The organism is Paraburkholderia sediminicola (assembly GCF_046027825.1).
GTDB classification, from domain to species: Bacteria; Pseudomonadota; Gammaproteobacteria; order Burkholderiales; family Burkholderiaceae; genus Paraburkholderia; species Paraburkholderia sediminicola_D.
On sequence record NZ_JAQQDU010000005.1, the window covers coordinates 139,368 to 164,762 of the forward strand.

The 25,395-nt window shown below is 60.7% G+C and carries 20 protein-coding genes; 11 read left to right on the forward strand and 9 right to left on the reverse strand.

All coding sequences use genetic code 11. The features are described from left to right. The first annotated feature begins 121 nt into the window (after positions 1-121). The 3 genes from PQQ96_RS04485 to PQQ96_RS04495 all read left to right on the forward strand — a co-directional run bounded on the left by PQQ96_RS04485 (position 122) and on the right by PQQ96_RS04495 (position 2,195). On the forward strand, positions 122-1,138 hold the full coding sequence (locus PQQ96_RS04485) for a zinc-dependent alcohol dehydrogenase family protein (RefSeq protein WP_408289296.1): 1,017 nt from the start codon (positions 122-124) through the stop codon (positions 1,136-1,138). 192 nt (positions 1,139-1,330) lie between these two features. After that, a complete protein-coding gene (locus PQQ96_RS04490) occupies positions 1,331-1,816 on the forward strand; it encodes an SRPBCC family protein (protein WP_408289299.1) in 486 nt (161 codons plus the stop codon). 61 nt (positions 1,817-1,877) lie between these two features. After that, positions 1,878-2,195, forward strand: a complete 318-nt coding sequence (locus PQQ96_RS04495; protein WP_408289301.1) for an ArsR/SmtB family transcription factor — start codon at positions 1,878-1,880, stop codon at positions 2,193-2,195. A 4-nt stretch (positions 2,196-2,199) separates the two neighbouring features. On the opposite strand, the gene PQQ96_RS04500 is transcribed toward PQQ96_RS04495, so the two are convergent. After that, the gene (locus tag PQQ96_RS04500; RefSeq protein ID WP_408289304.1) at positions 2,200-3,357 is read right to left on the reverse strand and encodes a porin; all 1,158 of its coding nucleotides are present in this window, start codon (positions 3,355-3,357) and stop codon (positions 2,200-2,202) included. Between the two features lie 283 nt (positions 3,358-3,640). Between PQQ96_RS04500 and aldA the strand changes: the two genes are divergently transcribed. The 4 genes from aldA to PQQ96_RS04520 all read left to right on the forward strand — a co-directional run bounded on the left by aldA (position 3,641) and on the right by PQQ96_RS04520 (position 9,535). Next, positions 3,641-5,065: an aldehyde dehydrogenase gene (gene aldA / locus PQQ96_RS04505; RefSeq protein ID WP_408289306.1), complete on the forward strand. Its 1,425-nt coding sequence runs from the start codon at positions 3,641-3,643 to the stop codon at positions 5,063-5,065. Positions 5,066-5,213: 148 nt separating this feature from the next. Then, positions 5,214-6,536 (forward strand): MFS transporter, encoded by a 1,323-nt coding sequence (locus PQQ96_RS04510; RefSeq protein WP_408289309.1) that lies wholly within the window; start codon positions 5,214-5,216, stop codon positions 6,534-6,536. Further along, the gene (locus PQQ96_RS04515) at positions 6,537-7,754 is read left to right on the forward strand and encodes a mandelate racemase/muconate lactonizing enzyme family protein (RefSeq protein WP_408289311.1); all 1,218 of its coding nucleotides are present in this window, start codon (positions 6,537-6,539) and stop codon (positions 7,752-7,754) included. A 119-nt stretch (positions 7,755-7,873) separates the two neighbouring features. After that, positions 7,874-9,535 carry a GMC family oxidoreductase gene (locus PQQ96_RS04520; RefSeq protein ID WP_408289314.1) on the forward strand — a complete coding sequence of 554 codons (1,662 nt, stop codon included), beginning with the start codon at positions 7,874-7,876 and terminating at the stop codon, positions 9,533-9,535. A 151-nt stretch (positions 9,536-9,686) separates the two neighbouring features. Here PQQ96_RS04520 and PQQ96_RS04525 read toward each other — a convergent pair whose 3' ends face one another. The 4 genes from PQQ96_RS04525 to PQQ96_RS04540 all read right to left on the reverse strand — a co-directional run bounded on the left by PQQ96_RS04525 (position 9,687) and on the right by PQQ96_RS04540 (position 16,384). Next, positions 9,687-10,622 (reverse strand): LysR substrate-binding domain-containing protein, encoded by a 936-nt coding sequence (locus PQQ96_RS04525; RefSeq protein ID WP_408289385.1) that lies wholly within the window; start codon positions 10,620-10,622, stop codon positions 9,687-9,689. Positions 10,623-11,380: 758 nt separating this feature from the next. Beyond that, positions 11,381-12,859 carry a phenylacetaldehyde dehydrogenase StyD gene (styD, locus tag PQQ96_RS04530; protein WP_408289317.1) on the reverse strand — a complete coding sequence of 493 codons (1,479 nt, stop codon included), beginning with the start codon at positions 12,857-12,859 and terminating at the stop codon, positions 11,381-11,383. Positions 12,860-13,134: 275 nt separating this feature from the next. Then, complete coding sequence (locus PQQ96_RS04535; RefSeq protein WP_408289320.1) at positions 13,135-14,196, reverse strand: hypothetical protein; 1,062 nt, start codon at positions 14,194-14,196, stop codon at positions 13,135-13,137. 202 nt (positions 14,197-14,398) lie between these two features. Then, positions 14,399-16,384, reverse strand: a complete 1,986-nt coding sequence (locus PQQ96_RS04540; protein WP_408289323.1) for a primary-amine oxidase — start codon at positions 16,382-16,384, stop codon at positions 14,399-14,401. A gap of 199 nt (positions 16,385-16,583) precedes the next feature. Here PQQ96_RS04540 and PQQ96_RS04545 point away from each other — a divergent pair, with 199 nt between their 5' ends. From PQQ96_RS04545 to PQQ96_RS04555, 3 genes are all read left to right on the forward strand, one after another. Next, positions 16,584-17,582: an AraC family transcriptional regulator gene (locus PQQ96_RS04545; protein WP_408289325.1), complete on the forward strand. Its 999-nt coding sequence runs from the start codon at positions 16,584-16,586 to the stop codon at positions 17,580-17,582. A 284-nt stretch (positions 17,583-17,866) separates the two neighbouring features. Next, positions 17,867-19,318 carry an APC family permease gene (locus PQQ96_RS04550; protein ID WP_408289328.1) on the forward strand — a complete coding sequence of 484 codons (1,452 nt, stop codon included), beginning with the start codon at positions 17,867-17,869 and terminating at the stop codon, positions 19,316-19,318. 157 nt (positions 19,319-19,475) lie between these two features. Continuing rightward, positions 19,476-20,690, forward strand: coding sequence for a porin (locus PQQ96_RS04555; protein WP_408289331.1), 1,215 nt, complete (start codon positions 19,476-19,478; stop codon positions 20,688-20,690). An 82-nt stretch (positions 20,691-20,772) separates the two neighbouring features. On the opposite strand, the gene PQQ96_RS04560 is transcribed toward PQQ96_RS04555, so the two are convergent. Then, positions 20,773-21,138 carry a hypothetical protein gene (locus tag PQQ96_RS04560; protein WP_408289334.1) on the reverse strand — a complete coding sequence of 122 codons (366 nt, stop codon included), beginning with the start codon at positions 21,136-21,138 and terminating at the stop codon, positions 20,773-20,775. A gap of 173 nt (positions 21,139-21,311) precedes the next feature. Continuing rightward, positions 21,312-22,088: a trans-aconitate 2-methyltransferase gene (gene tam / locus PQQ96_RS04565; RefSeq protein ID WP_408289336.1), complete on the reverse strand. Its 777-nt coding sequence runs from the start codon at positions 22,086-22,088 to the stop codon at positions 21,312-21,314. A gap of 147 nt (positions 22,089-22,235) precedes the next feature. On the opposite strand from tam, the gene PQQ96_RS04570 reads away from it, so the two are divergent. Then, the gene (locus PQQ96_RS04570; protein WP_408289339.1) at positions 22,236-23,132 is read left to right on the forward strand and encodes a LysR family transcriptional regulator; all 897 of its coding nucleotides are present in this window, start codon (positions 22,236-22,238) and stop codon (positions 23,130-23,132) included. Positions 23,133-23,244: 112 nt separating this feature from the next. On the opposite strand, the gene PQQ96_RS04575 is transcribed toward PQQ96_RS04570, so the two are convergent. Then, the gene (locus PQQ96_RS04575; protein WP_408289342.1) at positions 23,245-23,892 is read right to left on the reverse strand and encodes a GntR family transcriptional regulator; all 648 of its coding nucleotides are present in this window, start codon (positions 23,890-23,892) and stop codon (positions 23,245-23,247) included. Between the two features lie 109 nt (positions 23,893-24,001). Next, positions 24,002-25,360 carry an aspartate aminotransferase family protein gene (locus PQQ96_RS04580; protein ID WP_408289345.1) on the reverse strand — a complete coding sequence of 453 codons (1,359 nt, stop codon included), beginning with the start codon at positions 25,358-25,360 and terminating at the stop codon, positions 24,002-24,004. Positions 25,361-25,395: the final 35 nt, after the last annotated feature.

A 25,395-nucleotide genomic window follows, 5' to 3' on the forward strand; every position in this document is an offset into this window, starting at 1 on the left:
TGGAATGGTACATGGCAATTGGTTCCTAAAACGCTACAGACTCGCGAATTTTATCCGTCACTGTAGCTGATATCGAGACGGTAGACTTTTTGCCATCGATAACGAGCAGGCGGGAGCCGATATGCAAACAATGGGCAAATGGGTTTTGCGGGAAGCGGGCGTGCAACATCTGCGGCTGGAAGAAACGGCCGTACCGACACCCGGCGCGGGGGAAATCGTCGTGCGCGTGGCGGCGGTGGCATTGAATTACCGCGATCTGGGTTTCATTGCCGGCGGCGAGTCGGGCGCGCCGTTGACGTTGCCGGTCACACCCGGCTCCGATCTGGCCGGCGTCGTCGTCGCTACGGGCACGGGCATCACGCGTTTCAGCGAGGGCGACGATGTGCTCGGCACCTTCTGGGCGGGCTGGATCGACGGCGAATGTCCGCCTGAGGCCCGCGTGCTCGGTGGCTCCTTGCCCGGCGTGCTGGCGCAGTACGTCGTCCTGAACGAAGCGTGGGCCGTGCGCGCGCCGCACACGCTGAGTGCGATTGAAGCCAGCACGCTGCCGTGTGCCGGACTCACCGCGTGGTTCGCGCTGGTCGAGAAGGGCGCGGTGCATGCCGGGCAGACCGTGGTGATGCAAGGCACTGGCGGCGTTGCGCTGTTCGGCGTGCAACTCGCCCGCGCCCACGGCGCGGAGGTGATCGTTACCTCGAGCAGCGCCGCCAAGCTGCGCCGCGTGCGCGAACTCGGCGCGACCCATGGTATCGACCGCACCGAGACGCCCGATTGGGATCGCGTTGCGCGCGAGATGACGGGCGGACGTGGTGTCGATCACGTGTTCGAACTGGCGGGCGGCGATAACCTCGGTGCCTCGTTGTGCGCGCTACGTCAGGGCGGCCGCATTTCGCTGATCGGCACGCTCGACGGCTACAACATGTCGCTGCCGAGTATCCCGTCGTTCATCGGCCGGCCGACGATCCAGGGCATCGGCGTCGGGCATCGGCGCGCGCTCGACGATCTGGTGCGCGCGGTCGATGTGCTCGGTATCAAGCCGGTTGTCGATACGGTCTACGCATTCGACGAACTGCCGGCCGCGCTGGCGCATCTCGAGCGTGGCGCGTTCGGCAAGGTGGTGGTCAAGGTCGGCGGTTAAGACGGGCGCGAAGCCACCGTAATCCTCAGCGTGGCGATCGCGCTTGTGATCATGTCAGCGCGTGCCTGCCGCAAGAAGCGCAAGCTGAGGAGCAATCATGTCTCGGTGGTGTTTGCCGTGAGTCGGAAGATAGGCAGGCAAATACTTGCATGTTGAGAGGTGTGAGCCTAATATGCAGTAAGGAGGCTGCATATGAACACATCATCTGGCGCATCAAAAGACGCATCGACCGATCGCATCGAAAAACAGATTCTGCTGAAGGCATCGCGCTCGCGGGTATGGCGCGCGGTGTCCAACGCCGAAGAATTCGGCAATTGGTTTTGCGTGGATTTCAGCGGTAAACAGTTTGTCGCCGGTCAATCCATTCAAGGCCAGATTACCTATCCGGGTTATGAGCATCTCGTGATGGATGTGCTGGTCAATCGGGTCGAACCGGAACATCATTTTTCGTTTCGCTGGCATCCGGCCGCAGTGGACGCGTCGGTCGATTACTCGCCCGAGCCCACCACGCTGGTCGAATTCGAGTTGAGCGAGGTCGATTCGGGCACGTTGTTGCGCGTGATCGAATCGGGCTTTGATCAGATTCCCACCGCGCGCCGCGCGGAAGCATTCCGCATGAATAGCGGCGGCTGGGAAGAGCAGATGACTAACATCGAAAAGCATGTCGCCAAGGGTTAAGTTGCCCAACAAGCCGTCCAACACCGGACCGACTGCCGGTCATGCGCGTGTGAAGGCGGCCATGTTGCGAAGTTCCGCGCAGATCTTTGCGGCGCTCGGCGACGAAACGCGCCTGCGTCTGATCGCCATATTGTGCGCGGGCAGTGCGATGTCGATCGCGCAGTTGACCGCCGGAACGGAGATCACGCGGCAGTCTGTTACACAACATTTGCAGGTGCTTGCCAACGCGGGTCTGGTGCGCGACGTCAAGGTGGGCCGTGAACGCTTATGGGCGTTCGAACCGGCGCACCTCGACGAAGCACGGCGCGCGCTGGAAGCGATTTCGCAGCAGTGGGATCAGGCGTTGTTGAGGTTGAAGGCGGCGGTGGAGGGGGATTGAGGCCTCAGAACTTGTGCCGCAGCGCGACTCGCGCGACAACCTGATTCCCCGTCGACGACGGCGCCTGCACGCCCGGAATGAACGCGTTGTCGAGAATCGAGTTGGTCGAGTCGCCCGCGACCTTCTGGTACACGCCCTGTACATAAACGTCCGTGCGTTTGGACAGGTTGTAATCCGCCATCAAACCGACCGAGTGAATCTTCGGCTTCACGCTGCCAGTCGACGCATCGTAGTTCTCCATCGTGTACACATACTGCGCGCCGATAAAGAAGGCCGGCGTGAACTGATATTTGCCGTTCACTTCGAAGTTCTGGTACTTCAACGTATTCAAGCTGACGCCGGACGCCGCCAGCGGGATGCCGATATAGCCGTTGCCGGTCGGATCCCTATAGTTGGAATTGGTGTAAGCAAAGCCGGCGGTTGCCGCGCCGAACGTGTAGTTGATGCCGGCGCCGAACACCCGCATGCGCCCGGCGATGAAGCTCGCGTCGTTCGCGGTGATCGCGCCGGTGGAACCTGCGCCCGGATTGTTCGCCTGCAGGTAGGCGGCGGCAATCAGTAGGCCGCCGTTCGCATACTGGCCGCCGAAGCTATAGGCGCGGTTGTTCGCGAAGTTCGTGTCGTTGCTGAAGCTGTACACGCCGCCGAATTTGAAACCCGCGATCTCCGGGCTCGCGTACTTCACGCTGTTGCCGAGACGGAATGAGTTGTCCGTGTTGTCGTTGTCGTACGGATGCGCAAACAGGTAGCCGGCCCAGTTGCCGTTGGCGGTGGTCTGCGCAAGGTAGTCGACCACCGAGTCGTACTGGCGCCCGAGCGTGACCGTGCCGAAGCGGTTGTCGCTCAAGCCCACGTAAGCCTGACGGCCGAACATGCGGCCGCCCTGGCCGAGCCGTCCCGAACTCACGTCGAAGCCGTTTTCCAGCTGGAACACCGCCTTCATGCCGCCGCCCAGATCCTCCGAACCGCTCATGCCCCAGCGGCTGCCTTGCGCATAGCCGCTCGCCATTTCCCAGACCGCGCCGCGCCCGGCGTTGTTGGTGTAGTCGATGCCCTCATCCAGCACGCCGTACAGGGTCACGCTGCTTTGTGCAAAGGCTGATGGGGCTGCCAGCGAGGCGAGTGCGCTGAGTGCTGCGGTGGCGATGACATTCTTTTTCATTGTGAGCTCCAAACGGTGGTCTTGAACGGCCCGGGTGGTTCGAAGGGGTTCGAACGGTCTCAAAGGCCGCTGCTATTTGGCAAAGCCCGGATTCTGCTATTCGAGATGGCATTCGCGTATGAGGCAGATCCCTGGATAAACGTGATTTTTTCGAATGTTTGTCCCGCGAATTATTCGCTTGTGGTGTGCCGTGCTCGAGAGAAAAATTCCGTTCATGCACCTTTGGCATGAAATCGATAGCCGAAGGTAATGCGCCACTGCACCAGGTTTTTCAGGAGACGAGATGCGACTCGATCGGAATTTTGCTAACGGCTGCTTTATCGACGCGGCAAGCGACGAGCTCATCGCCGTCACCAACCCGGCCACCGAAGCCGTGATTGCCCACGTCACGGGCGCCACCCGGGCTGAGGCAATCGCCGCGGTCGACGCCGCAGCCGCCGCCCAGAAGGGCTGGCGCAAGCTGCCTTCGGCCGAGCGCGCGGTTTATCTGCACAAGCTTGCCGACGCGCTTACCGAATGCGCGCCCGCCATCGGCGCGGCGCTCGCGCTGGAGTCGGGTAAGAGCGTCGCCGACGCCACCAACGAAGCGATCTACGCCGGCCAGATCACCCGCTACCACGCCGAATGGGCGCGCCGCATCGAAGGCGAGGTGATCCCGAGCGACACACCCGACGAAAACCTCGTACTGCATCGCGAGCCGATCGGCGTGGTCGCGTGCCTGATCCCGTTCAACTACCCGGTCTACACGTTCATGCGCAAGGTCGCGCCGGCACTGATCGCCGGCAATACCGTGGTGGTGCGCCCGAGCAACAACACGCCGACCTCCGCGTTCGAGATCGCGAGAGCGGTTGAGAAGGCCGGCCTGCCGGCCGGTGTCGTAAACATTCTCGCGATGAATCATGCAACCGCCGAGGCGCTTTGCACGCACTCCAAGGTCGGCATGATCACGCTGACCGGCAGTGTCGGCGCGGGCCGCAAGGTGCTCGAATACTGCAAGGCGAACATCGCCAAGCCGTCGCTCGAACTGGGCGGCAAGACGCCCGCGATCATCGAGGCCGATGCCGATCTGGAGAAAGCCGCACGCGACCTGGTCGCGTCGAAGACCACGCACTGCGGCCAGTTGTGCACGGCGATCGAACGCGTCTATGTGCAGGAAAGCGTGCATGACCGTTTCGTCGCAATGCTGAAGAAGCACATGAGCGCGGTGGAAAGCGGTGATCGCAGCGAACAGCCTGCGCTGATGGGCCCGCTCGTCAACGACGCTTCGCGCCAGTCGATTCACGGCATGGTGGAGCGCGCGATTGCGGCAGGCGCCACGCTGGAAACCGGCGGCAGGCTGCCGCAAGGCAAGGGCTTCTTTTATCCGGCCACGTTGCTGTCGAACTGCCGTCAGGACATGGAAATCATCCAGGAAGAAACCTTCGGTCCGATCATGCCGGTCGTCAAATACCGCACGCTCGACGAAGCACTGGAGATGGCCAATGACCATCAGTTCGGTTTGTCGTCGGTGCTCTATACCGAGAACTACCGCAGCGCGATGAAGATCGCCAACGGCATCGAGGCAGGCGAGTTGTATGTGAACCGCACACCGGCCGATCCGTATCAAGGTTTCCACGCGGGCTGGAAGCGTTCGGGTCTCGGTGGCGACGACGGCAAGCACGGCATGCTCGAATTCACGCAGACCCGTCTCGTGGTCATGAAGTACTGAAGCTAAAACGGCGCGTGCCGCGCGATTCGGAGTAGACGGCACGCGTCGCCTTAAAACCCGCAGAAACGCAGCAAACCGCTGCACTTATAAAAAAATTTGGAGATCCGGCGACCGGTGGACCGGCGCTGTATCTCTCAGGAGCGTTCCCGTGTCATCTCAATCCGTTGAAACCACCGCTTCGCTCGCCTCAAGCGAAGCAGAAGCCGCGCTGCAAAACAGCAAAGCTCAACGCTACGTCCAGCTCATGTTGCTGGTGCTGGCGGCCGGCGCGATTTACCCGATTCTGTATCTGCGGCAGGTTTATCAGCCGACGATGCTCGAAGTGTTCCACATCACCGATAGTCAACTCGGCTATCTGTATTCGTCGCTCGGCACGATCTTTCTGCTGAGTTACTTGCCGAGCGGCTGGCTCGCCGACCGGATCGCACCGCGCCTGTTGATCTGCTTCTCCTTGATCGCAACCGGCGTGCTCGGCCTGTGGTATTCGACCGCGCCGTCTTTCCAGGTGCTGATGCTGATCTTCGGCGGCTGGGGCCTGTCGACCGGTTTGACGTTCTGGGCCGCGGTTATCAAGCGCGTGGCGATGATCGCCGGCACGCACGAGCAGGGCCGCTTCTTCGGTTTGCTCGACGGCGGACGCGGTTTGATCGAAGCCATGCTCGCGACCATCGCGATCACGCTGTTTGCATGGTTCACTCAGACCAAAGGCGAACCGGTTGCGGCTGGCTTCAAGCTGGTCGTCTACATGTATGCGTTTATCTGCATTGCACTTGGCGTGGTGCTTGCCCTGGTCAAAGACCCGCAAGGCACTCAAGATGCCGCCGCCAACCGTGCCGCGAAGAAACGCAGCAACGTGCTGGTCGATCTGAAAACGCTCGCGTCGATTCCCGAGTTGTGGCTGGTCGCAGCGATTGTGTTCTGCGGCTATCAGGTGTTCTGGGCGACGTACAGCTTCTCAGCGTATTTGCATGAAGGTGAGATCGGGTTGACGGTGGTGATGGCCGGCACGATTACCACGCTCAAGCTGTGGATGCGGCCGATCGGCGGCATCGGCGGTGGTTTTCTCGGCGACCGTTATTCCAAGGTCTCGGTGCTGGTGATCGCGCTCTTTCTCGCCGCGCTGTCGCTGCTGGGTCTGATGGCGGCGCCGCGTATCTCGAGCCACGTGCTGCTGGTGTTCCTCGTGCTCTTCATCGGGATTCTGACTTACGCGATCCGCGGTCTGTACTGGTCGCTGCTGGATCGCTGCAATATTCCGGTCGAAACGATGGGTCTCGCAATTGGCCTGATCTCCGTACTCGGTTATTCGCCCGACGTGTTCCTGCCGTTGATCAACGGCTATCTGACGCAGAACTTCCCGGGCGTCTTTGGTTACCAGCTTTACTTCGGCTATGTGGCCGGAATGGCGGCGCTCGGCGGTTTTGCCGCCCTTGCGCTGAGAACCATGCTTAACAGGAAAGGGGTTGCGTAAATGAAAGTCGTCTCGCTCGAAACGCATATCGTCGCCGTACCGCCGCCGCACGTGGGCGGCATGTACTGGATCTTCGTCAAGCTCAAGACCGATTGCGGGATTGAAGGCGTCGGCGAAATCTATTCGGCGACGTTTCATCCGAAGGCGATGACTCACATCATCGACGATGTATTCGGCCGCTATCTGCTCGATAAAGATCCGCACCATATCGAACGGCTCTGGCGCGAAGCGTATTCGAGCGGCTTCACGCAACGTCCCGATCTGACGATGATGGGCGTGGTCAGCGGGCTGGAAATGGCGTGCTGGGACATCATCGGCAAGGCGGCGAACAAGCCGGTGTACGAACTGCTCGGTGGCATGGTGAACCAGCGTCTGCGCTCGTACACGTATCTCTATCCGAAGAACAGCCGCGGCGAATACGACTACGACGATCCCGATCTTGCTGCCGAATGCGCCGTTGAAAACGTGAAGCGTGGTTTCACCGCGGTGAAGTTCGATCCGGCCGGGCCGTACACGGCTTACTCGGGTCATCAACTGTCGATGGAAGTACTCGACCGTTGCGAGACTTTCTGCCGCCGCGTGCGCGAAGCGGTCGGCAGCAAGGCCGATCTGCTGTTCGGCACGCATGGGCAGATGGTGCCCTCGTCGGCGATCAGGCTTGCCAAACGCCTCGAGAAATACGATCCGCTGTGGTTCGAAGAACCGGTGCCGCCGGGGCAGGAAGGCGCGATGGCGCAAGTCGCGCAGCACACGAGTATTCCGATCGCCGCGGGCGAGCGCCTGACCACCAAGTATGAATTTTTCAAGCTGCTTGAAGCGGGTGCGGCGTCGATCCTGCAATTGAATGTGGCGCGTGTGGGCGGCTTGCTCGAAGCGAAGAAAGTCGCGTCGATCGCCGAGGTGTATTACGCGCAGATCGCACCGCATCTGTACAACGGGCCGATTGGCGCGGCTGCCAGCATTCAGCTTGCAACCTGCACGCCGAATTTCCTGATTCAGGAAAGCATCGGCACGTGGGACGGTTTCCATGCAGCGGTGTTGAAGAAGCCGATTCAATGGGAAGACGGCTACATCATTCCATCGCAGGAACCGGGCTTGGGCGTGGAGTTGAACATGGATGTCGTCAGACAGCACACGCCGTACACCGGCGAGCGTCTGCATCTGCAAATGGCGGCACAACCCGCTGACGTGAAAGATCTCGCGCCGGCCAAAGGTTGAACCTGCTGAGTTGAACCTGTGGGTTTCGACCTGTGGGTTTCGAGCCGCGGGTTTCAACCTGCGGGTTTTAACCTGTTTTTCGCATTCAATGGATTGAGCGCCGTTTGGCGACATAGAGCATGAACTACGATTACATTATCGTCGGCGCGGGTTCGGCAGGCTGCATTCTCGCCAATCGCCTTTCGGCGTCGGGTCACCATTCGGTGCTGCTGCTCGAAGCGGGTGGCAACGACAGCTCGTTCTGGTTCAAGATCCCGGTGGGTTTCACCAAGACGTACTACAACGAAACCTACAACTGGATGTACTACAGCGAGCCCGAAAAGGAACTCGACAATCGGCCGATCTATTGCCCACGCGGCAAAGTGCAGGGCGGCTCCGGGTCGATCAACGCGATGATTTACGTGCGCGGCCAGCCGCACGATTTTGACGACTGGGCCACGGCGGGGAACAAGGGCTGGGCGTTTCGTGACGTGCTGCCGTATTTCCGCAAGCTCGAATCGCATCCGCTTGGCAACACCGAGTATCACGGCGCGGACGGCCCGATCCGTATCTCGCCGATGAAGGATGCCGTCCATCCGATCTGTCACGTGTTCCTGAAAGGATGCGACCAGGCCGGCTACAAGCGCAGCGACGACTTCAACGGCGCGCGATTCGAAGGCGCGGGCATCTACGACGTGAATACGCGCAACGGGCAACGTTCGTCGAGCAGCTTCGAATACCTGCATCCGGTGCTGACGCGCAAGAACCTGACGGTCGAGCGTGACGTGCTGGCAAGCCGCGTGCTATTTGACGGCAACCAGCGGGCAATTGGCGTGAGCGTGACGCAGAATGGCGCGACGCGGCAGTTCATGGTGAACCGCGAGGTGATCCTGTCGGCGGGCGCGGTCGATTCGCCCAAGCTGCTGCAACTCTCGGGCGTAGGCGATAGCGCATTGCTGGCGAAGCATCGCATCGCGATGGTCAAGGAACTGCCCGCGGTGGGGCAGAATCTGCAAGACCATCTGTGCGTGAGTTTTTACTATCGCGCGAACGTGAAGACGCTGAACGACGAGATGCGTCCACTTCTTGGCAAGCTCAAGCTGGGTCTGCAGTATCTGTTCACGCGCAAGGGGCCGCTCGCGATGAGCGTGAACCAGTCGGGCGGGTTCTTCAAGGGCAACGATCAGGAAACGCAACCGAATCTGCAGTTGTACTTCAATCCGCTGTCGTACCGGATTCCGAAGAGCAATAAGGCAAATCTCGAACCCGAGCCGTACTCGGGCTTTCTGCTGGCATTCAACCCGTGCCGGCCGACCAGTCGCGGATCGATTGAGATCGCATCGAACCGTGCGGAAGACGCCGCGAAAATCCGCATCAACGCGCTGACCACGGAGAAGGACATCGACGAGGTGATCCAGGGCTGCGAGCTGGTGCGCAAAGTGATGGCATCGCCGGCATTGAAAGAGATCACGGTCGAGGAAATCTCTCCGGGACCGCAGGTGAATACGCGTGAAGGGTTCCTGCAGTATTTCCGCGAGCAGTCGGGTTCGATCTACCATCTGTGCGGCTCGTGCGCGATGGGCGATGACTCGCGCACCTCGGTGGTCGACGCGCGTTTGCGGGTGCATGGAATTGCCGGTCTACGCGTAATCGACGCGTCGATCTTCCCGAACATCACATCGGGCAACATCAATGCGCCGACGATGATGGTGGCGGAGAAGGGGGCCGAGATGATTCTCGAGGACGCCGCCATCGACGCTGCTTTTAACCGTGAGGCGGTGGAGTTGGTTGCTGCTGCCTGAGCGGTGAGAAGTCACCGTTGGCGGTGTAGAGAATAAACGCGCCGATGCAATGCCATCGGCGCGTTTTTTTGCGTCATGTAAGACCGCATCGGTGTGGCTCAAATGGACCGGAGTCGCCTGGGCGCCCGCATTCAGACGAATTTCACTCGCATCAATCGACTGCGCCCGACTGTGCCGACTCCGACGAATCGAGTGCACGTTCAGTCAGCCAGATTTCCTGCTGCAACCAGTCGCGGAATAGCGCGACGTGTGGGAGCTCGTCCTGCTCTGCGCGCGTAACGAGCCAATACGACTGGTGGCCGTCGACGTGCACATTGAGCACCTGTACCAGCTGCCCCTCAGCCAGCTCACGCCCGATCATGTGACGATCGGCAATGGTCACGCCGAGCCCGTCGATAGCGGCCTGGATCGCGTGATCGAGCAGATCGAATTCGTAGCCGCCGCGGGTGTCGACGTTTTCAATGCCGGCGGCTTTCAACCAATGCTGCCAGGTCAGATAACGCTGATCGGCGCTCGCGAGCACGTGCAGCAGCGTGAACTGATTCAGATCGATGGCCGCACGACTGGTCTGGCGCGCGAGCAACGCGGGTGCACAGACGGCGATATGCCGCTCGTTCATCAGCAGCAGGTTGTCGACGCCTTCCCACTCGCCATTACCGAAGCGGATGGCACAGTCGAGTACACCTGATTCGGCGAGGTTGTCGTCGACGCGGGTCGACAGGCTGAGTTCGAGATGCGGATGTGCGTCACGCAGACGTCCAAGACGCGGCATCAGCCAGCGGCTCGTGAAGGTGGGTGGCGCGTTGATACGTAGACGGTTGCGGTGGGTTTTCTCCTGCAGGCTGCGGACCGTGAGCTCAATCCGGTCGAATGATTGCTGCAGTGCTTGCAGGAGCATGCGGCCGGCGGCCGAGAGTTCGAGGTGGTGATGGTGACGCAGGAGCAACGTCTCGCCGAGTTGCGCTTCCAGTTGGCGGACTTGCCGGCTGACCGCGCTTTGCGTCACGTTCAGTAGTTCCGCTGCGCGGGTGAAGCTGCCCGTGCGGCCAGCGACTTCGAAGGCTTTTAGCGCGTTCAGCGCGGGCATTTTGCGTTTCAAGATTGGGCTCGGGGGGCTTTTGCGCGGCGGCGCGGGTGCTGGGTATTTTACTTGTTTGCCTATGGGGTTGGCTTTTCATGGAGTTGTTTGCCTGCGCGGCGCTTGTTTCTGTTTGCCTGCGGCGTTGGCTTTTTCTTGATTTGTTATTGGTTTATTAGCGTTGTCCCTGTGCGGGGCGGCACTTACTTTCTTTGCCGCCGCAAAGAAAGATAAGCAAAGAAAGCGGCTCACACCGCTAGCACATAAGCGGGCCTCCTGGCTTGGAGGGGGCAGTGGAGCATCTGGAATCTGTGCCCTCGCACATTTGCCGTCAGTGACAAGGCGCTCATACTTCCCGCCTCGCACTGCGTGCTCGCCGGAAGGGTTTGCCGGCGAACCAGCGCTTCATTCTGTGTGGTGTGGTCATCGGCTTCGCCTCGGCAAAACGCTAGTGCGAACGCGCAGCGTATGGTTTGACGAACTACCGCGTCGGCGCGCGCAGCGCCGCCGGAAGTATGACTGCTTTGTCACTAGCGTCGAATGTGCGAGAGCACCGATTCCAGATGCACCACTGCCGCGGCTGTGCGGGGGACCGACTTAAGAGTTAGCGGTTTGAGCCGCTTTCTCTTGCCTACTTCTCTTTGTGGCAAAGAGAAGTAGGTGCCGCCCCGCACAGGGGCAACGCTAATAGACCATTAAGAACACAAGGAAAGGCCAACGCCGCAGGCAAACAGAAAAACGAGCGCCGCGCAGGCAAAAAACCCCAATCAATAAGCAATACAAACCGACTTACTCTCGGTATAAGCATCGATAATGGCCTTCCCATGCTCCCGCCCGATCCCGGACGCCTTGAACCCGCCGAACGGCATCGCCGGATCAACCATATTGTGCGTGTTGACCCAAACGGTTCCGGCTTCGATGCCGTCAACCAGCCTCAACGCCTTGTCGAGCTGATTCGTCCAGACACTCGCGCCAAGACCGTACTCCGATGCGTTGGCCTGCGTCAACACCTCATCGATATCGTCATAAGGCATTGCCACCAGTACCGGTCCGAACACTTCCTCCCTGACCACGGAAAGCGGCTTGCACGCGCGATTGGCAATGACCGTCGGCCGGACAAAGAAACCCTCCGCATCGACAGCCGCATCGCGCGACAGGATCTCGCCGCCTTCCTGCCGGCCTTGCGCGATCATTCCCATAACCTTATCGCGATGCCGGGCGGAAACCATGGGTCCCATCTGCGTCGCGGCATCGAAACCGGAACCCAATGCGATTCCATCGGCCACGGCGGCGATGCCTTGCACCACTTCGTCGTAAATCGAACGCGCCACGTACAGGCGGGAACCCGCGGTACAGACCTGCCCATGATTGAAGAAAATCGCGCCTGCCGCGCCTTCAATCGCTTTCTTCGGATCGCAATCGTCTAGCACGATCACCGGGCTCTTGCCGCCCAGTTCCAGCGACGCGCGTTTCAGATCGTCAGCACATTGGCGGCCGATGATGCGGCCCACTTCGGTCGATCCTGTGAAGGTGACTTTGTTCACCAAGGGGTGCCTTACCAGCGCGGCGCCCGCGGTCTCTCCACGACCTGTGACGACGTTGAACACGCCCGGTGGGAAGCCGGCTTCGTGTGCCAGTTCGGCCAGACGGATTGCTGTTAAGGGCGTTTCTTCCGCCGGTTTTAGCACGACAGTGCAGCCGCATGCGAGTGCCGGGGCGATTTTCCAGACCGCCATCAACAGCGGGAAATTCCACGGGACGATTGCGGCGACGACGCCCGCCGGGACGCGTTTTGTTGAGGCGTTGTAGCGGGTGCCGGGCGGGAAGGGGATCGATAGGTCGAAAGTCGTGCCCTCGATTTTGGTGGCCCAGCCGGCCATGTAGCGGAGCCATTGGACGCTGCCTGAGACTTCCAGCATCTTGGAGAAGGCTATTAGTTTTCCCTGGTTCAGGGTTTCTAGCGTGGCTAGTTCGTCGGTGTGTTGCTCTACCAGGTCGGCGAGTTTTAGCAGCAGGCGTTCGCGGGCGGCGGGCGGCATTCTGCGCCAAGTGTCTGACTCAAAGGCTGCTTTTGAGGTTTTGACCGCGTGGTCAATGTCGGTTTCTGATGCGTCTGGAAGTTGGGCTAGTTCTTGGCCGGTGGCCGGGTTGTAGATCGGGAAGGTTTTACCTGCGGCGCTGGGGGTTCTTTCGCCGTTGATGAACATGGTGGTGGGTAGCTGCGCTGGATTTTTCTGTTCGGGCATTTTGCTTCGTCTCCGTTGGGGTGAGTTGGCGGTGATGTTTGGTTGTTGCTGCTGGGCTGCTGGCCTGTTTGTCTGTTCGTCTGTTTGCCTACGGCGTTGGCCTTTTCTTGTTTTCTTAGTGCTCTACTAGGGTTGCCCCTGTGCGGGGCGGCACTTACTTTCTTTGCCGCCGCAAAGAAAGATAAGCAAAGAAAGCGGTTCACACCGCCAGCTCATAAGCGGGGCCCCCGCGCAGTCGCGGTAGTGGTGCATCTGGAATCTGAATCCTCGCACGTTCAACACTGAGTGACAAAGGAGTCATGCTTCCCGTCTTGCACTTCGTGCGCGTCGGAAGGGTTTGCCCGGCGGCGGGCACGATTTTCTTGCCCACGGAACGGTTTTCTCTCAAGCCAACTGGTTGCTAATGTGTACGCACATATCAGGGTCGCGATCGCACTTAGTACATACAGCACCATGAATCCGTCGCCGAAGAAGTAGGGCGTCGTCGATAACGTTGCTCCCAGTACCATCCCAATGTGGTGGGCCGCGCCCGGGCAGCCCGCGCGTATTGCGCTGCGCGATTCGCCCCGCCATTTCATGAGCGATGGAATCGTCACGCAGTCGAGAACCAGAAACATCTTTGCTGTGAGCAGGGCAAGAATCAGACTGTCTACGGCCGCAAGTGCTCCAATTAACGCCGCTCGCAGCACGTACAGCACAATTAACATTCGGTTGTTGTTGCCAGATCGGTCGGCGATCAACGCCAGCGCGCAAACAGCACCCAGCGAAAGCGCGATCTGCCACATCGGCGGCGCACCACTCATGCCGCAAATCGCATAGAGCTGGAAACGCGCGAGACTTCCGCTCGATAAGCCCGCAAACAATGCGAGCAGCGCCGCCGCGCCAGTCGAGTGGATGGTCGTAGTGGAATCGTGCGCATTTTGGTTTGAGTAGGTGTTTCGATCGGAGTGTTCAGGTGATGATGCCGTTGCAGGTGGCGAGGCCTTCTCGCTAGCGAGGTGCAACCCGTAAAACAGCAATACGCCACCCAAGGCGATAGCCAACGCGGCTGTCGCGATGCGGTGCTCCAACCCGCCGACATACGCCGGTACGACGCCCATCGCACTCATCGTGACGATTAGCGTCACCGCCGTCGCAAGCGTGGTGTGCCGCCTAGATAGGCGAGACATCAACAGCGGCACGATCGTCATCGTTGCCAACGCTAGCGCGCTCATCAACAGCGCATTGGCTCGCTGGCCGAGGCCAGCTTGCGTCACCAATGTCGCGGCGCCGCTCACGAGCAGCACACAGGCCGCGCCGCCCATGCTCGTAGTCAGCACACAGGCCGTGCGGTCCATGCTCGCAATCAACACGCGTGCCGCGCCGCCCACACTCGCGATCAGCCGACGTGGCGTGTCACCTACGCTCGCATTCAGCCCACGTGCCGGACCACCCACGCTTGCAATCAGCCCGCATGCCGGGCCCACCGCAATCGTGGGCTGTACGCGTGCCGCGTCGGCTACGCCCGCAACCTCAGCCCGTGCGTCGCGCGGCGTCGGATCAGCGTTTGCAGCAGCCATGATCCGCGGACTTACCGTCTTCAACGCTGTTTTGATCACGCTCGGACGGTAAGTCCATCGTCGGGTTGGCAGAGAAGAAGTTGTTCGGCTTGAGCATGAAGCCGGCGTATTCCACCGGCATCACCGGGAAGTCCTCGGGTTTGCAGACGTGTGTGTGACCGAAGCTGTGCCACAAGACGATGTCTTCATTCTCGATGTTACGGTTCGCCTCGATGTAGCGCGGCAAGCCGTCACCGCCCGCGTGCTGGTTCGGATAGTCGCCGCTCGCGTAGCGCTCAGCCGGATCGAACGGTGTGACCCACACGTGACGCGTGGCAAAGCCGCCGCGTTGGCGGACCTTCGAGCGCTCGTCAGCGAGCATCAGCGGCGAGTCGTTCACAATCAGCTTGTAGCCAGGATTCGCACCAACAGCGTTCTTCACGTTCGGGTTGGTCACCTTCCAGTAACGTCCCGTGCGGCCGTTCGCGAGACGCGCAGCTTCGCTCTCGGTCTTGAACACGCGCTTGGTGGTGTCGAATACGTTGCCGTACGGATTCGTTTCGCCCATCGGACGCGGGACGAACTCGTGTTCGGTCACGGTGTTGCGCTCACCGTCCACCATCATGTGCATCCGTGCATTGAAAAAGTGCTGGTGGGTGGGGCCGCCGAGGTTCTCGGTGATCATGCCGCCCCACGGATACGTGTCGCCGTCCGCCACCGCCGACGTTTGCACGATGCCGGTCAGCTTGCATTCGAGTTGAATCGTGCCGTCCTGATACATGTACCAGTAGAAACCGTAGTCGTAGTTGCCGACCGTCGCGAAGAAGGAGATCACGAGGCGTCGAGAGCGGCGCATTTCGAAAACGCCGGTGCGAAACTCGTAGTGCTTCCACAGGGTGCCGTAGTCCTCTTCGTGCATGCAGACGGCGTTCTTCATCAGGAACGCATTGCCGAAATCGTCGGCGGAGGGAATGTCGAAATAGCGGATCGTGCCAAGGCAATCGCAACCGAGTTCAAGTTGATTTGCCAGTTTGCCCAGGCCGTATTCGCCGGCATCGAACGCACTCTTCCAGTAATGATTCGTGCTCGGGTCGGAGTAGGGCACGCACATCTCCGTCACGCTTGCGCGGTAGATGATCGGCCGCGCATTCTTGCCGTCGTCACACGACAGTTGATGCAACACCAGCCCTTCGCGCGGTGTGAAGCCGACCCGGAAGTTCCAGTTCTGCCAGCTCACATGCCAGCCGTCGATCTTGAAGCTCGGGCCCTCGGGTTGGCTGATCGACAGCGGCTTGAGCGTGTCGCGCGGCTTGCCGAGACTCGGCGTGTCGTAGTTGTGCTTCGCTCGCGGAATCGGAATGATGCGACCGTCGTCCACCAGTTCGATTACTTTCTTCTCGAGCAGATCGACCACTGCGACTACGCCCTCGATTGGATGTGCGTAGCCGTTATCGGTCACGGTCTCACGGTAGTAGCTCACGCAACGGACGAGGCGTCGGCCATTCTCGTTCTCGCGGTCGAAGCAGCCGGCGGAAAACGGATCGACCTGGACGCGCTCGAGTTCCTTCTCGGTCAAGCCGCGCTTCATGATCGCAACGCGCCATGCGTCGTCGCTCTTGACGATCTGCTCGGCATTCATGAAGTCTTCGATCATGATCGGCGGCTGGCCGTAAGGCGCCTGATCGAACGGCAACACGTTGCGTGAGGCGATTCTTTTCTCTCTCAGGTCCACGTTGAATTCGGTGGTCGTCCCATTCGTGCGGTCGATTGCCATGACGAACGCCGTACGCGAAAAATATTCGCCAGTCTTGAATGCAACTACTTCAGCCTTCGGCGGCTCGCGCAATTCGACCATCGGAAAGCGTACGTGCGCGTCGAGTTCTTCGGCGGCCTTCACGAGATCGCAGGCGAGCTGCATTTCGTCCGGACTCAGCGGATCGAGCGGGTGAACTGGGGCGTGGGCGGCTTTCGTGGCATTCGTGTTCATAAGATTTCCGTAAGAAATGTGCTGGACCGGACTGCGTGCCCGCGTGGCTCGGTAAAGCGCGGCGAACGCTGAGTCGATGGCAAATCGTAGGAACCCAATATTATTTTCGCGCTTGCCTATCGCGCCAAATGAACGATAAAGTGCGCCAAGAGGAATGACCCGCAGTACATCAGCGAAGACTTGAGAGGAGACGCTCAGCATGAAAAAAGTCACGCTCAATGGCAGTTTTCCGATGATCCGCGCGGCGGTCATGGGACCGGTTGTGCGCGCACTCGATGCGTCAGGCGCCCATTGCGACGCGCTGCTGGAGGAGTTCGGCATGAGCCGCAAGCTCCTGTCGAATCCGTATGAAATCCTGCCGCTCACGCGTTATGTGGCGGCATTCGAGCGCGCGGCTGAAGTACTCGGTGAATCGTCGCTCGGCTTGCGTCTGGGCAGCGAATTGCAATTGACGGAGCTTGGGCCGGCGGGTCTCGTGTTTCTATCGTCGCCAACTTTGAACGCGGCGATGCGCAAGTTCACGCTCGCACTCGCGTCGTGGCAGAACGCCACGGCCTGTGAGTTGCTGCGCGATGGCGAATGGCCGGTCTGGACCTATCAGATCGCCAATCCGCAGATCTGGCCGCGCCGGCAAGACGCGGAATACAGCCTGTCGACGATGTGCAATATGATCCGGCTGGTGCGGGGCGCGGCGTGGAATCCAGTCGAACTGCATTTCGAACATGCCGCTCCCGCCGATCTCAAACCGTATGCGCGCAATTTCCGCGCACCCGTTCGCTTTCAGCAGCCTTTCAATGGTGTGATTCTGCGTCCGCTGGATCTCGATGCGCCGCTCAAGAGCGCCGACACGCAAATGGCGCGCATGATGGAGCGCCATGCCACCGATCTGATTGCACGCGATGCGGTGCCGCACAGCATCGTCGAGCAGGTGCGCGATCTGGTGACGCGGCGGCTCGCGCATGAAAAACTGATCGTCGCCGACATCGCGAAAGATCTCGGTCTCTCGCATCGCTCGTTGCAACGGCACCTGACCGAGGCGGGGACTTCCGTGCGGCAGATCGTGCGCGAAGAGCGGCAGCGCAGCGTGGAAGGGCTGCTCGAACGCGACGGGCTGACCAACGCGGCGATCGCTCGTGCTGTGGGTTATGCCGACGCAACCGTGTTGTGGCGCGCCACGCGCAACTGGAAAAAACAATGAAAGGCGTCGGTGTCGCAAACGCTTTCACTGCTGAAAGCAGAACGAGATCGTCATACAAAAACTTCAGTTTCCTAACTATTTGGAGCGGACTATCACGTTTTGGCGCGCTCACAAGCATTGGCGCAAATTATCGAAAATTTGGCGCAGTTAGCGAAGTCCCTTTATTTTTTAGCTACCTACCATGCGCTCACACCGAGACATCGAACGTCGGTCAACCGAGCGCCTTCACCAGCATGACCAGGGTTTAGGCGAGTTCCAGACTAGCCAACAAAATAGAGGCAGCGATGAATGAACCCTACTCTCCGATCCGTCTGATCGACGCGGAGAACCCTGTGGAATTGAAGGGCAATACGCTGGGCTTGTGGCAGATCGTGTTTCTCGTGATTTCAGCGGCAGCGCCTCTTACCGGCATGCTCGGTGCGGTGCCTCCTGCGATCAGCCTGGGCAATGGTGCGGGCATTCCAGGCGCGTTCGTGATTGCCGGTGTCGTGCTGCTGATTTTCAGCGTGGGTTTTGCGTCGATGAGCCGGCACGTGGTGCGCGCCGGCGCGTTTTACGCGTACATCACCGCCGGACTCGGACGGCCGTTGGGCATGGCCGGCGCACTCGTCGCGCTGATGTCGTACACGTTCATCCAGATCGCGTTGTATGGGTTGTTTGGATTTTTCTGCACGGTGATTCTTTCTCCGCTCCTGCACACGGCAATGCCCTGGTACGGCTATTCGCTGCTCTGCGTGGCGGTGGTGCAATTCACCGGCATCCGCGGTATCGATCTGAATAGCCGGCTGCTCGGCGTGCTGATGTGTCTCGAACTGGGCATTCTGCTGCTGCTCGCCATTGCCATCGTCGTGCATGGCGGCGGCCCGAACGGCCTCACGCTCGCGCCGTTCACGCCGGAACATGTGTTTAGCGGCCACCTCGGCATTGCGGTGATGTTCGCCTTTGCGTCATTTATCGGCTTCGAAGCGACGGCGATTTACGGCAAGGAATGCCGGGACCCGAAGGTGACGGTGCCCCGCGCGACGTATGTCTCAGTGATGCTGATTCTCGTGTTCTTCGCTTTCGTCACGTGGACAATTGTTTGCGCGTACGGACTGAACGATGTGGTCGCGGTCGCGACGAAGCAGCCCGGCGATTTTTGGTTTATTCAATCCGGCAAGTATCTGGGCGGGGCGGTAACGACCGTGATGAGCTTCCTGTTGCTCAGCAGTATCTTCGCGAGTCTGTTGTCGTTTCATAACACGCTGGTGCGCTATATCCACGCGCTGAGCCTGGAGGGCATCCTGCCGCAAGCGCTCAATCGGGTGCACGAAAAATACCGTTCGCCGTATGTGGCGAGCTATCTGCAGACACTCTCCGTGTGCGTTCTTCTCGGGCTCTTCATCGCGGCAGGCAGCGATGCGTTCAACATCGTATTCAGCTGGAGTTCGGCGCTCGGCACGATCGGCATCGTGATGCTGCAAGCGGTGACGAGTTTCTCCGTCATCGCGTTCTTCCGCAAGACGCGCAAGGACACGCGCGTATGGCACTCGTTTGTCGCGCCCCTGGTGGGTGGCATCGGCCTGCTGTATATCGGTGTGATTCTGGTGCGCAATCTCGATGCGCTCAGCGGCTCCGATAGCCCAATCGTCAGGTCTTTCCCCTGGATCGTATTCGCGGTGGCGCTCTTCGGCGTCGTGGTCGGTCTTATTCTGCGTAAGAAACGGCCGGATATCTACGCGCGCTTCGGGCAGTAATCGAACGGCGCGCAGGATACTCAGCGCGCGCCTTCTCGTCACGTTCTAACGATCGACTGCTGCCGTTCATTTTCGAACGGCGGCGGAACGGTGTCGTTCGTCCGGTTCGTCCCGTTCGTTCTTGCTGATTTCACCACTCAACTTCCGGCAAAAAAATATGGCAGACAAATTCGTCAAGCGCTCGGCGCTTGCGCTGGCCGCGTGCGGCCTCGCGATGGGCGCGCATGCGCAATCTTCGGTAACGCTCTATGGCACGGTCGACGCGGGTGTCGTCTACACGACCAACCAGCAGACGACGCTCGCCGACGGCAGCACCAACGGTCACGCGAACTATCAACTGGCGGGCGGCAATCTGGTGCCGTCGCGTTGGGGCTTGATGGGCACTGAGGATATCGGTGGCGGCACCACCGTGAACTTCACGTTGGAGAACAGCTTTCTGATCGGCAACGGCGCGATGTTGCAATCGAACACGCTGTTCAACCGCAACGCCTGGGTCGGTTTGAACAACGGCACGTACGGCGCGCTGACGTTCGGTCGTCAATACGATCCGTTCTCCGACTACATGGGTGCGTATGCGTCGAGCAATAACTGGGCGACGCTGTACGGCTCGCATTTCGGCGACGTCGACAACCTCAACGAAGCATTCAACTTCAACAACTCGATCAAGTACATCAGCCCGAGCTTCGGTGGTTTGACCGTCGGCGGGTTGTTCAGCCTGGGTGGCGTGGCGGGGAATTTTTCGCAGAACAAGGGCTGGGCGTTGGCGGCGAATTACGCACAGGGTCCGTTGTCGCTGAGCGCGGGTTATCTGGAGTTGAATCAGCCGTTGCAGGCGGCCTTAGGCGGGACTGCTGGGTATATCGGCGACTTCAGTTGCTCGAATGCCGATGCGTCGTATTGTCTGCTGCAGCAGGCGAGCAAGGTGAGAATTTTCGGAGCAGGGGGCTCGTATGCGTTCGGTAAGGCGAGCGTGGCAGTGAGCTATACGCATACGCGTCTGTCGCAGAGCCAGTATTTCGCGAGTGCGGCGAGCCCTGCCGGGGCCGATATTTCGTTCGACATTGTCGAGTTGAATACGACCTATATGCTCGCGCCCGATTTGCAGCTTGGCTTCGCGTATATTTTCAACGACGCGAAACCGAGTGACAGTGCTTCAACACGCGTGCATCAGATCAACCTCGGCGCGGTATACAGCTTGTCGAAGCGGACGGCGGTCTATGCGGTGGCGATTGGGCAGAAATCGTCCGGCGCCGGACTGGGGATCAATCCGGCGGCCGGGCAGACGGAGAATCTGGCGCAGATTCCGAATATCGTCAATTCGGATTCGGATAAACAACTCTCCGTGATCGTCGGTGTGCGGCACAATTTTTAATCTGCTGGCGCGGCGCTGGCAAACAGATAAACGGAGCCAACGCCGCGTAGCGAACCACGCGACATGCCGCAAGAAAAAAACGTTAATCTGCCAGGCGTTTGTCAGCAAGCGCGCTCTGGCAATCCGCCAGCACCTGCCTCACCAGCCGCGCTTGAGGGTCGAGTTCGTCAGTATCGAGAATCTCCTCAACCGCATCCCGCGCCCAGTCGGCATCGACAAACCTCGCGTGCCGCTGCGCAATCTCCAGTGCGGTGGCCGACAACCTGGCAATACTCAGCCAGTCTGCCTCCCGCGACCGATGGTCGAGCCACTTATGGGCGGCCTGCACGTGAAACGCCGCGTCGGGCCAGTCCTCGTTCAGGTAATAAGCGCCAAGGCAGCCGCATGTGAGCCAGCACAACAGCTCCAAACGGTCCCGTGGACTCAGATGATGGCGTACATCACTCATGGCGACGCTCGCTGCTGTAATTTGCGTTCCGGTGAGGACGGCAGGCCGTCCCCCGCTTCGTTACACAATATCACGCAGAATTCACGGGCGGCAATGCCTGACTGCCCTGGCGACGCCGACGCCACAAACATCACACGGCGGCAACCGCCAACCGGCAGCCGCGCCCGCCTCCGCTAGCGTGTAGCGACGATAAACAGCCGCGGGAACGGCAGCAGCACGGTGCCGTCGGGCAGCGCCGGATAAGCCTGCGCGACCGTGTCGCGGTAGCGCTCCAGGAAGGCGCCTTCCTCACTGTCGTCGAGTTCGGCCAGAAACGGTCTCAGTGCGCTGCCCTTGAACCATTCGACCACCGCATCCGCGCCGCCCGCGAGCGGGTGATGGTAGACGGTGCGCCACACGTCGACCCGCGCGCACAGCGGGTTGAGCAGCGAGTAGTACCAGTCGGCACCGTAGCGCATGGTGCGTTCCACACCCTTGAGTTTGCTGGCCCAGGGGCCGTCCGCCGCGATTTCGCGCAGCAGACGGTGCGCGGGTTCGTCGAGGTTGTCCGGCATTTGCACGGCCAGGTTGCCACCTGACGCCAGTTTCTTCACCAGCGACGGAAACAGTTGCTCATGATTCGGCACCCACTGCAGCACGGCATTGGCGAGGATCAGGCCGTAAGGGCCTGGCGCATCCCATGTCGCAATGTCGCTCACCTCGAACTGGAATTGCGGCAGGCGTTTGCGAGCCGCCGCGATCATGTCGGCGGAACTGTCCAGTCCGCTGACCGCCGCGCCGGGCAGGCGGGCCGCCAGCGCTTCGGTGGAATTGCCCGGGCCGCAGCCGATGTCCACCGCCACCCGCACATCCGTTGCTGGGACTGCCGCCAGCAGATCCCTGACCGGACGCGTGCGCTCGCTTTCGAACATCACGTACTGCTTTGCAACCCAGTTCGTCGACGAAGTCATCTCTCGCTCCTTTATGCTGGCCGCTGGGCCGTGTTTGCCGACATCCGCTCACTGCGTGCGGTGTCAAACCGATCCAACCCGCTCATTTTGTGCGGTGATGAAGGCGGAGTAAAATGAATTTATCATTCCAATTCCTTCATTTTTCTAATGAAAATCGACACGCTCGGTGTCCAGGCGTTTGTGGCGATTGCGGATCGCGGCAGCTTTCAAGGCGCTGCCGATTCACTGCACGTCACGCAAACGGCCATTACGCAACGCTTGCGTAAGCTCGAGACGTTTCTCGGCGTCACGCTGATCGAGCGGACTACCCGTTCCATGGCGCTGACGGAGATAGGGCGTAGTTTTCTGCCTCAAGCGCGCCGTTTGCTGGGCGAGCTTGCCGATGCGCTGGTGGAGATTCGCGAGACGGGTGTGGCCCGTCGCGGCGACGTGTCGATCGCTTGTGTGCCGACGGTGGGCGTGCAGTATCTGCCGCGCATTCTGCAGGCGTATGCCGCGCGTTATCCGCATAACCGCATCAAGATTCTCGATCACGCGTCGTCCGCGGTGGAGGAGGCGGTGCTGCGCCGGGAGGTGGAGTTCGGCATCAATATCGCCGGCGATCATCATCCGGATCTCGCCAGCGTGCCGTTGACGGAAGACCGCTACGTGCTGATTTGCCATGAGGATCATCCTCTGGCGAAACGGCGGCGCATCGCGTGGCCGCAACTGCAACCGTATCCGCTGATCTTTGCTGGCGAGGTCAGCGGTAATCGCGCGTTGCTCGATGTCGCCTTGGAAAAGAGCGAACTGGCGCTGCGCTCGTTTTATGAAGTGCAACGCAGTTCGACAGCGGTCGGGCTGGTCGCGCAGGGGGTGGGCGCGGCTGTGGTGCCGGCGCTCGCCATTCAGAAGGGCGCGTATCCGACGGTTCGTACCGTCGAGCTCACGCATCCGGTGGTCTCGCGCACGCTCGTTCTGGTGGCGCGCAAGACTGCTCAGTTGTCGCCGGCGGCGCAGGCGCTGTACGACATGATTCTCGAACAGGCGACGCTGAAAGCGTGATGCCGGTTCGAGGCGCGAAGTCTAAACCTGCACGCCCGAAGTCTGATGCGCTAAGCCTGAGACCCCAATGGGCCCCCGAGACTGAACCCCAAGCCTGGGTCTAGCTCGACCCTTAACGACACTGCGCGCGCAAACAACTCGCCGCGTGGCTCAGATCATGCTCGATCGCGCGCCGCACGCCGGCCGCGTCACGCGCTTTCGCGGCGTTTAGCAGCTCGTCGTGGGCGTCGTTAAGCGTGCCGGCAAACTGCGCGTCGCCGAACAACAGATTCGAAATCGGCCCGACCTGCAGCCACACCGTTTCGATCAATTCAAGCAAAAGCGGCGAGCCCGCTGCCCGGTACAGAATCAGATGGAACGCCTCGTTGGCATCGAGATAGCCCTTGGCGTCGACAGTCCGCAGGGCCCGCACCATCTCCTGGTTCAGCTTGTCCAGCGTGCCCAGATCGTGCGCGCTGAGATGTGGGACACCCAGTTCGGCGGCCTGGCCTTCGAGAATCAGGCGCACGCGAAGCACATCGTCGAATTGTTCTTTCGACAGACGCGGCACGGTCACGCCGCAATTAGGCACGTTCACCAGCGCCGATTCGGCCGCGAGGCGCTGCAAGGCGGAGCGCACCGGCATTTCGCCGACGCCGAGTTCGGCCGCCACGTGACGGATCTTGATGCGCTCGCCCGGCACGAAGCGCCCGATCGTCAGCCATTGCCGCAGCGTTTCGTAGGTCTGGTCCTGCAGCGTGTGATGGCGCGAAGTTTTCATAAAGTTCAGTGCTGGGGCCCCAAAAGGCTGCCAAAAATGCTGCGAGAAGGCTGCAAAAGGCCGACAGTTTAGCGCGGGCCGCGCTCGATCAACCTCGAGCCGAAAACGCTCAGGTCAGTTCGGCAAGGCAGGCGTCGAACGTGGAAACCAGTTTGTCGACGTCGGCCGCAGACGTATCGGGACACACCAGGATCATGTTGTGAAACGGCGTGATCAGCACGCCGCGATTGAGCAGGTACAGGTGCACGATATGTTCCAGATCCGGGTCGAGCTGGCGGCCGGCTTCGGCGCCGTTGCGCGGCGGTGTCGGCGTGAACTGGAATTCGGTGCGGGCGCCGACGCGCGTCACGCACCACGCGAGGCCATGACGCTCGATCGCGCTCTTCAGGCCGGCCTCGATCCGCTCGGCGAGCACGAACATGTGATCGTAGGCGGCCTCGGTCATCACCTCGGCGAGCGTTGCGCGGATCGCGCTCATCGCCAGCATGTTCGCCGTGAGGGTGGTGCCGATACCGGAGTGGCCAGGCGGTGCGCTGCGTTTGGCGTGCTGCGCGCGGGCCGCCAGCTCGGCGCTGAAACCGTACACCGCGCAGGGAAAGCCGCCGCCCACCGGCTTGCCGAGGATGAACAGATCGGGTTCGAGGCCGTACGCCGTCGAGTAACCACCTGGCCCGCAACTGATGGTGTGGGTTTCGTCGATGGCGAGTAGCGTGCCGTAGCGGCGCATGAGCGCTTGCGCTTGCCGCCAGTAGTCCGGTTCGGGCAGCACCATGCCGATGTTGGTCATCGCCGGTTCGGCCAGCACACAGGCGACGTCGCCATCTTTCAGGGCGTTTTCCAGCGCCGCGAGGTCGTTGAATTCGATTACGCGCGTGGTCTCGAGCAGGTCGTGCACCTGGCCGATCAGGCTGTCGCGCTGCTGCGGCTTGCCGTCGACGAGATCGACGAACACGTCATCCACAGTGCCGTGATAGCAGCCGTTGAAGATCACGATCTGCCGGCGTCCGGTCGCCGCGCGCGCCCAGCGCAACGCAAAGCGGTTGGCGTCGCTTGCCGTCATCGCGAACTGCCAGTAGGGCAGCCCGAAACGGCGCGCGAGTTCTTCGCCGACCCATGCGGCATCCTCGCCCGGCAACATGGTCGTCAAGCCGCGCTCAGCCTGGTCAGCCAGCGCGCGGGCTACCGGGGCGGGCGAGTGGCCGAACATCGCGCCCGTGTCGCCGAGGCAGAAGTCCGCGTAGCGATGACCGTCCACGTCGGTGAACGAGGCGCCGCGCGCCTGATCGACGTAGAGCGAGAAGGGCGTCGACCAGTCGTTCATCCAGTGCAGCGGCACGCCGAACAACAGGTGGCGCGCGGCGCGTTCAGATAGCGCGCGCGACTTCGGCATGGCCTCGGTAAACGCGCGGCGTTCGCGTTCGACGAGCGCTTGCGCACGCTCCCAGTTGATGCCGTGGCGGGTATTCAAATCCTACTTCTCCAATGATGTTTCCATAAGCCGCT

What these genes read in the sequence shown, in the direction of transcription:
- PQQ96_RS04485 (WP_408289296.1), top strand. Translation starts at nt 122, where the DNA reads ATGCAAACAATGGGCAAATGGGTTTTGCGGGAAGCGGGCGTGCAACAT.
- PQQ96_RS04490 (WP_408289299.1), top strand. Translation starts at nt 1,331, where the DNA reads ATGAACACATCATCTGGCGCATCAAAAGACGCATCGACCGATCGCATC.
- PQQ96_RS04495 (WP_408289301.1), top strand. Translation starts at nt 1,878, where the DNA reads ATGTTGCGAAGTTCCGCGCAGATCTTTGCGGCGCTCGGCGACGAAACG.
- PQQ96_RS04500 (WP_408289304.1), bottom strand. Translation starts at nt 3,357, where the DNA reads ATGAAAAAGAATGTCATCGCCACCGCAGCACTCAGCGCACTCGCCTCG.
- aldA (WP_408289306.1), top strand. Translation starts at nt 3,641, where the DNA reads ATGCGACTCGATCGGAATTTTGCTAACGGCTGCTTTATCGACGCGGCA.
- PQQ96_RS04515 (WP_408289311.1), top strand. Translation starts at nt 6,537, where the DNA reads ATGAAAGTCGTCTCGCTCGAAACGCATATCGTCGCCGTACCGCCGCCG.
- PQQ96_RS04520 (WP_408289314.1), top strand. Translation starts at nt 7,874, where the DNA reads ATGAACTACGATTACATTATCGTCGGCGCGGGTTCGGCAGGCTGCATT.
- PQQ96_RS04525 (WP_408289385.1), bottom strand. Translation starts at nt 10,622, where the DNA reads ATGCCCGCGCTGAACGCGCTAAAAGCCTTCGAAGTCGCTGGCCGCACG.
- styD (WP_408289317.1), bottom strand. Translation starts at nt 12,859, where the DNA reads ATGCCCGAACAGAAAAATCCAGCGCAGCTACCCACCACCATGTTCATC.
- PQQ96_RS04535 (WP_408289320.1), bottom strand. Translation starts at nt 14,196, where the DNA reads ATGGACCGCACGGCCTGTGTGCTGACTACGAGCATGGGCGGCGCGGCC.
- PQQ96_RS04540 (WP_408289323.1), bottom strand. Translation starts at nt 16,384, where the DNA reads ATGAACACGAATGCCACGAAAGCCGCCCACGCCCCAGTTCACCCGCTC.
- PQQ96_RS04545 (WP_408289325.1), top strand. Translation starts at nt 16,584, where the DNA reads ATGAAAAAAGTCACGCTCAATGGCAGTTTTCCGATGATCCGCGCGGCG.
- PQQ96_RS04550 (WP_408289328.1), top strand. Translation starts at nt 17,867, where the DNA reads ATGAATGAACCCTACTCTCCGATCCGTCTGATCGACGCGGAGAACCCT.
- PQQ96_RS04555 (WP_408289331.1), top strand. Translation starts at nt 19,476, where the DNA reads ATGGCAGACAAATTCGTCAAGCGCTCGGCGCTTGCGCTGGCCGCGTGC.
- PQQ96_RS04560 (WP_408289334.1), bottom strand. Translation starts at nt 21,138, where the DNA reads ATGAGTGATGTACGCCATCATCTGAGTCCACGGGACCGTTTGGAGCTG.
- tam (WP_408289336.1), bottom strand. Translation starts at nt 22,088, where the DNA reads ATGACTTCGTCGACGAACTGGGTTGCAAAGCAGTACGTGATGTTCGAA.
- PQQ96_RS04570 (WP_408289339.1), top strand. Translation starts at nt 22,236, where the DNA reads ATGAAAATCGACACGCTCGGTGTCCAGGCGTTTGTGGCGATTGCGGAT.
- PQQ96_RS04575 (WP_408289342.1), bottom strand. Translation starts at nt 23,892, where the DNA reads ATGAAAACTTCGCGCCATCACACGCTGCAGGACCAGACCTACGAAACG.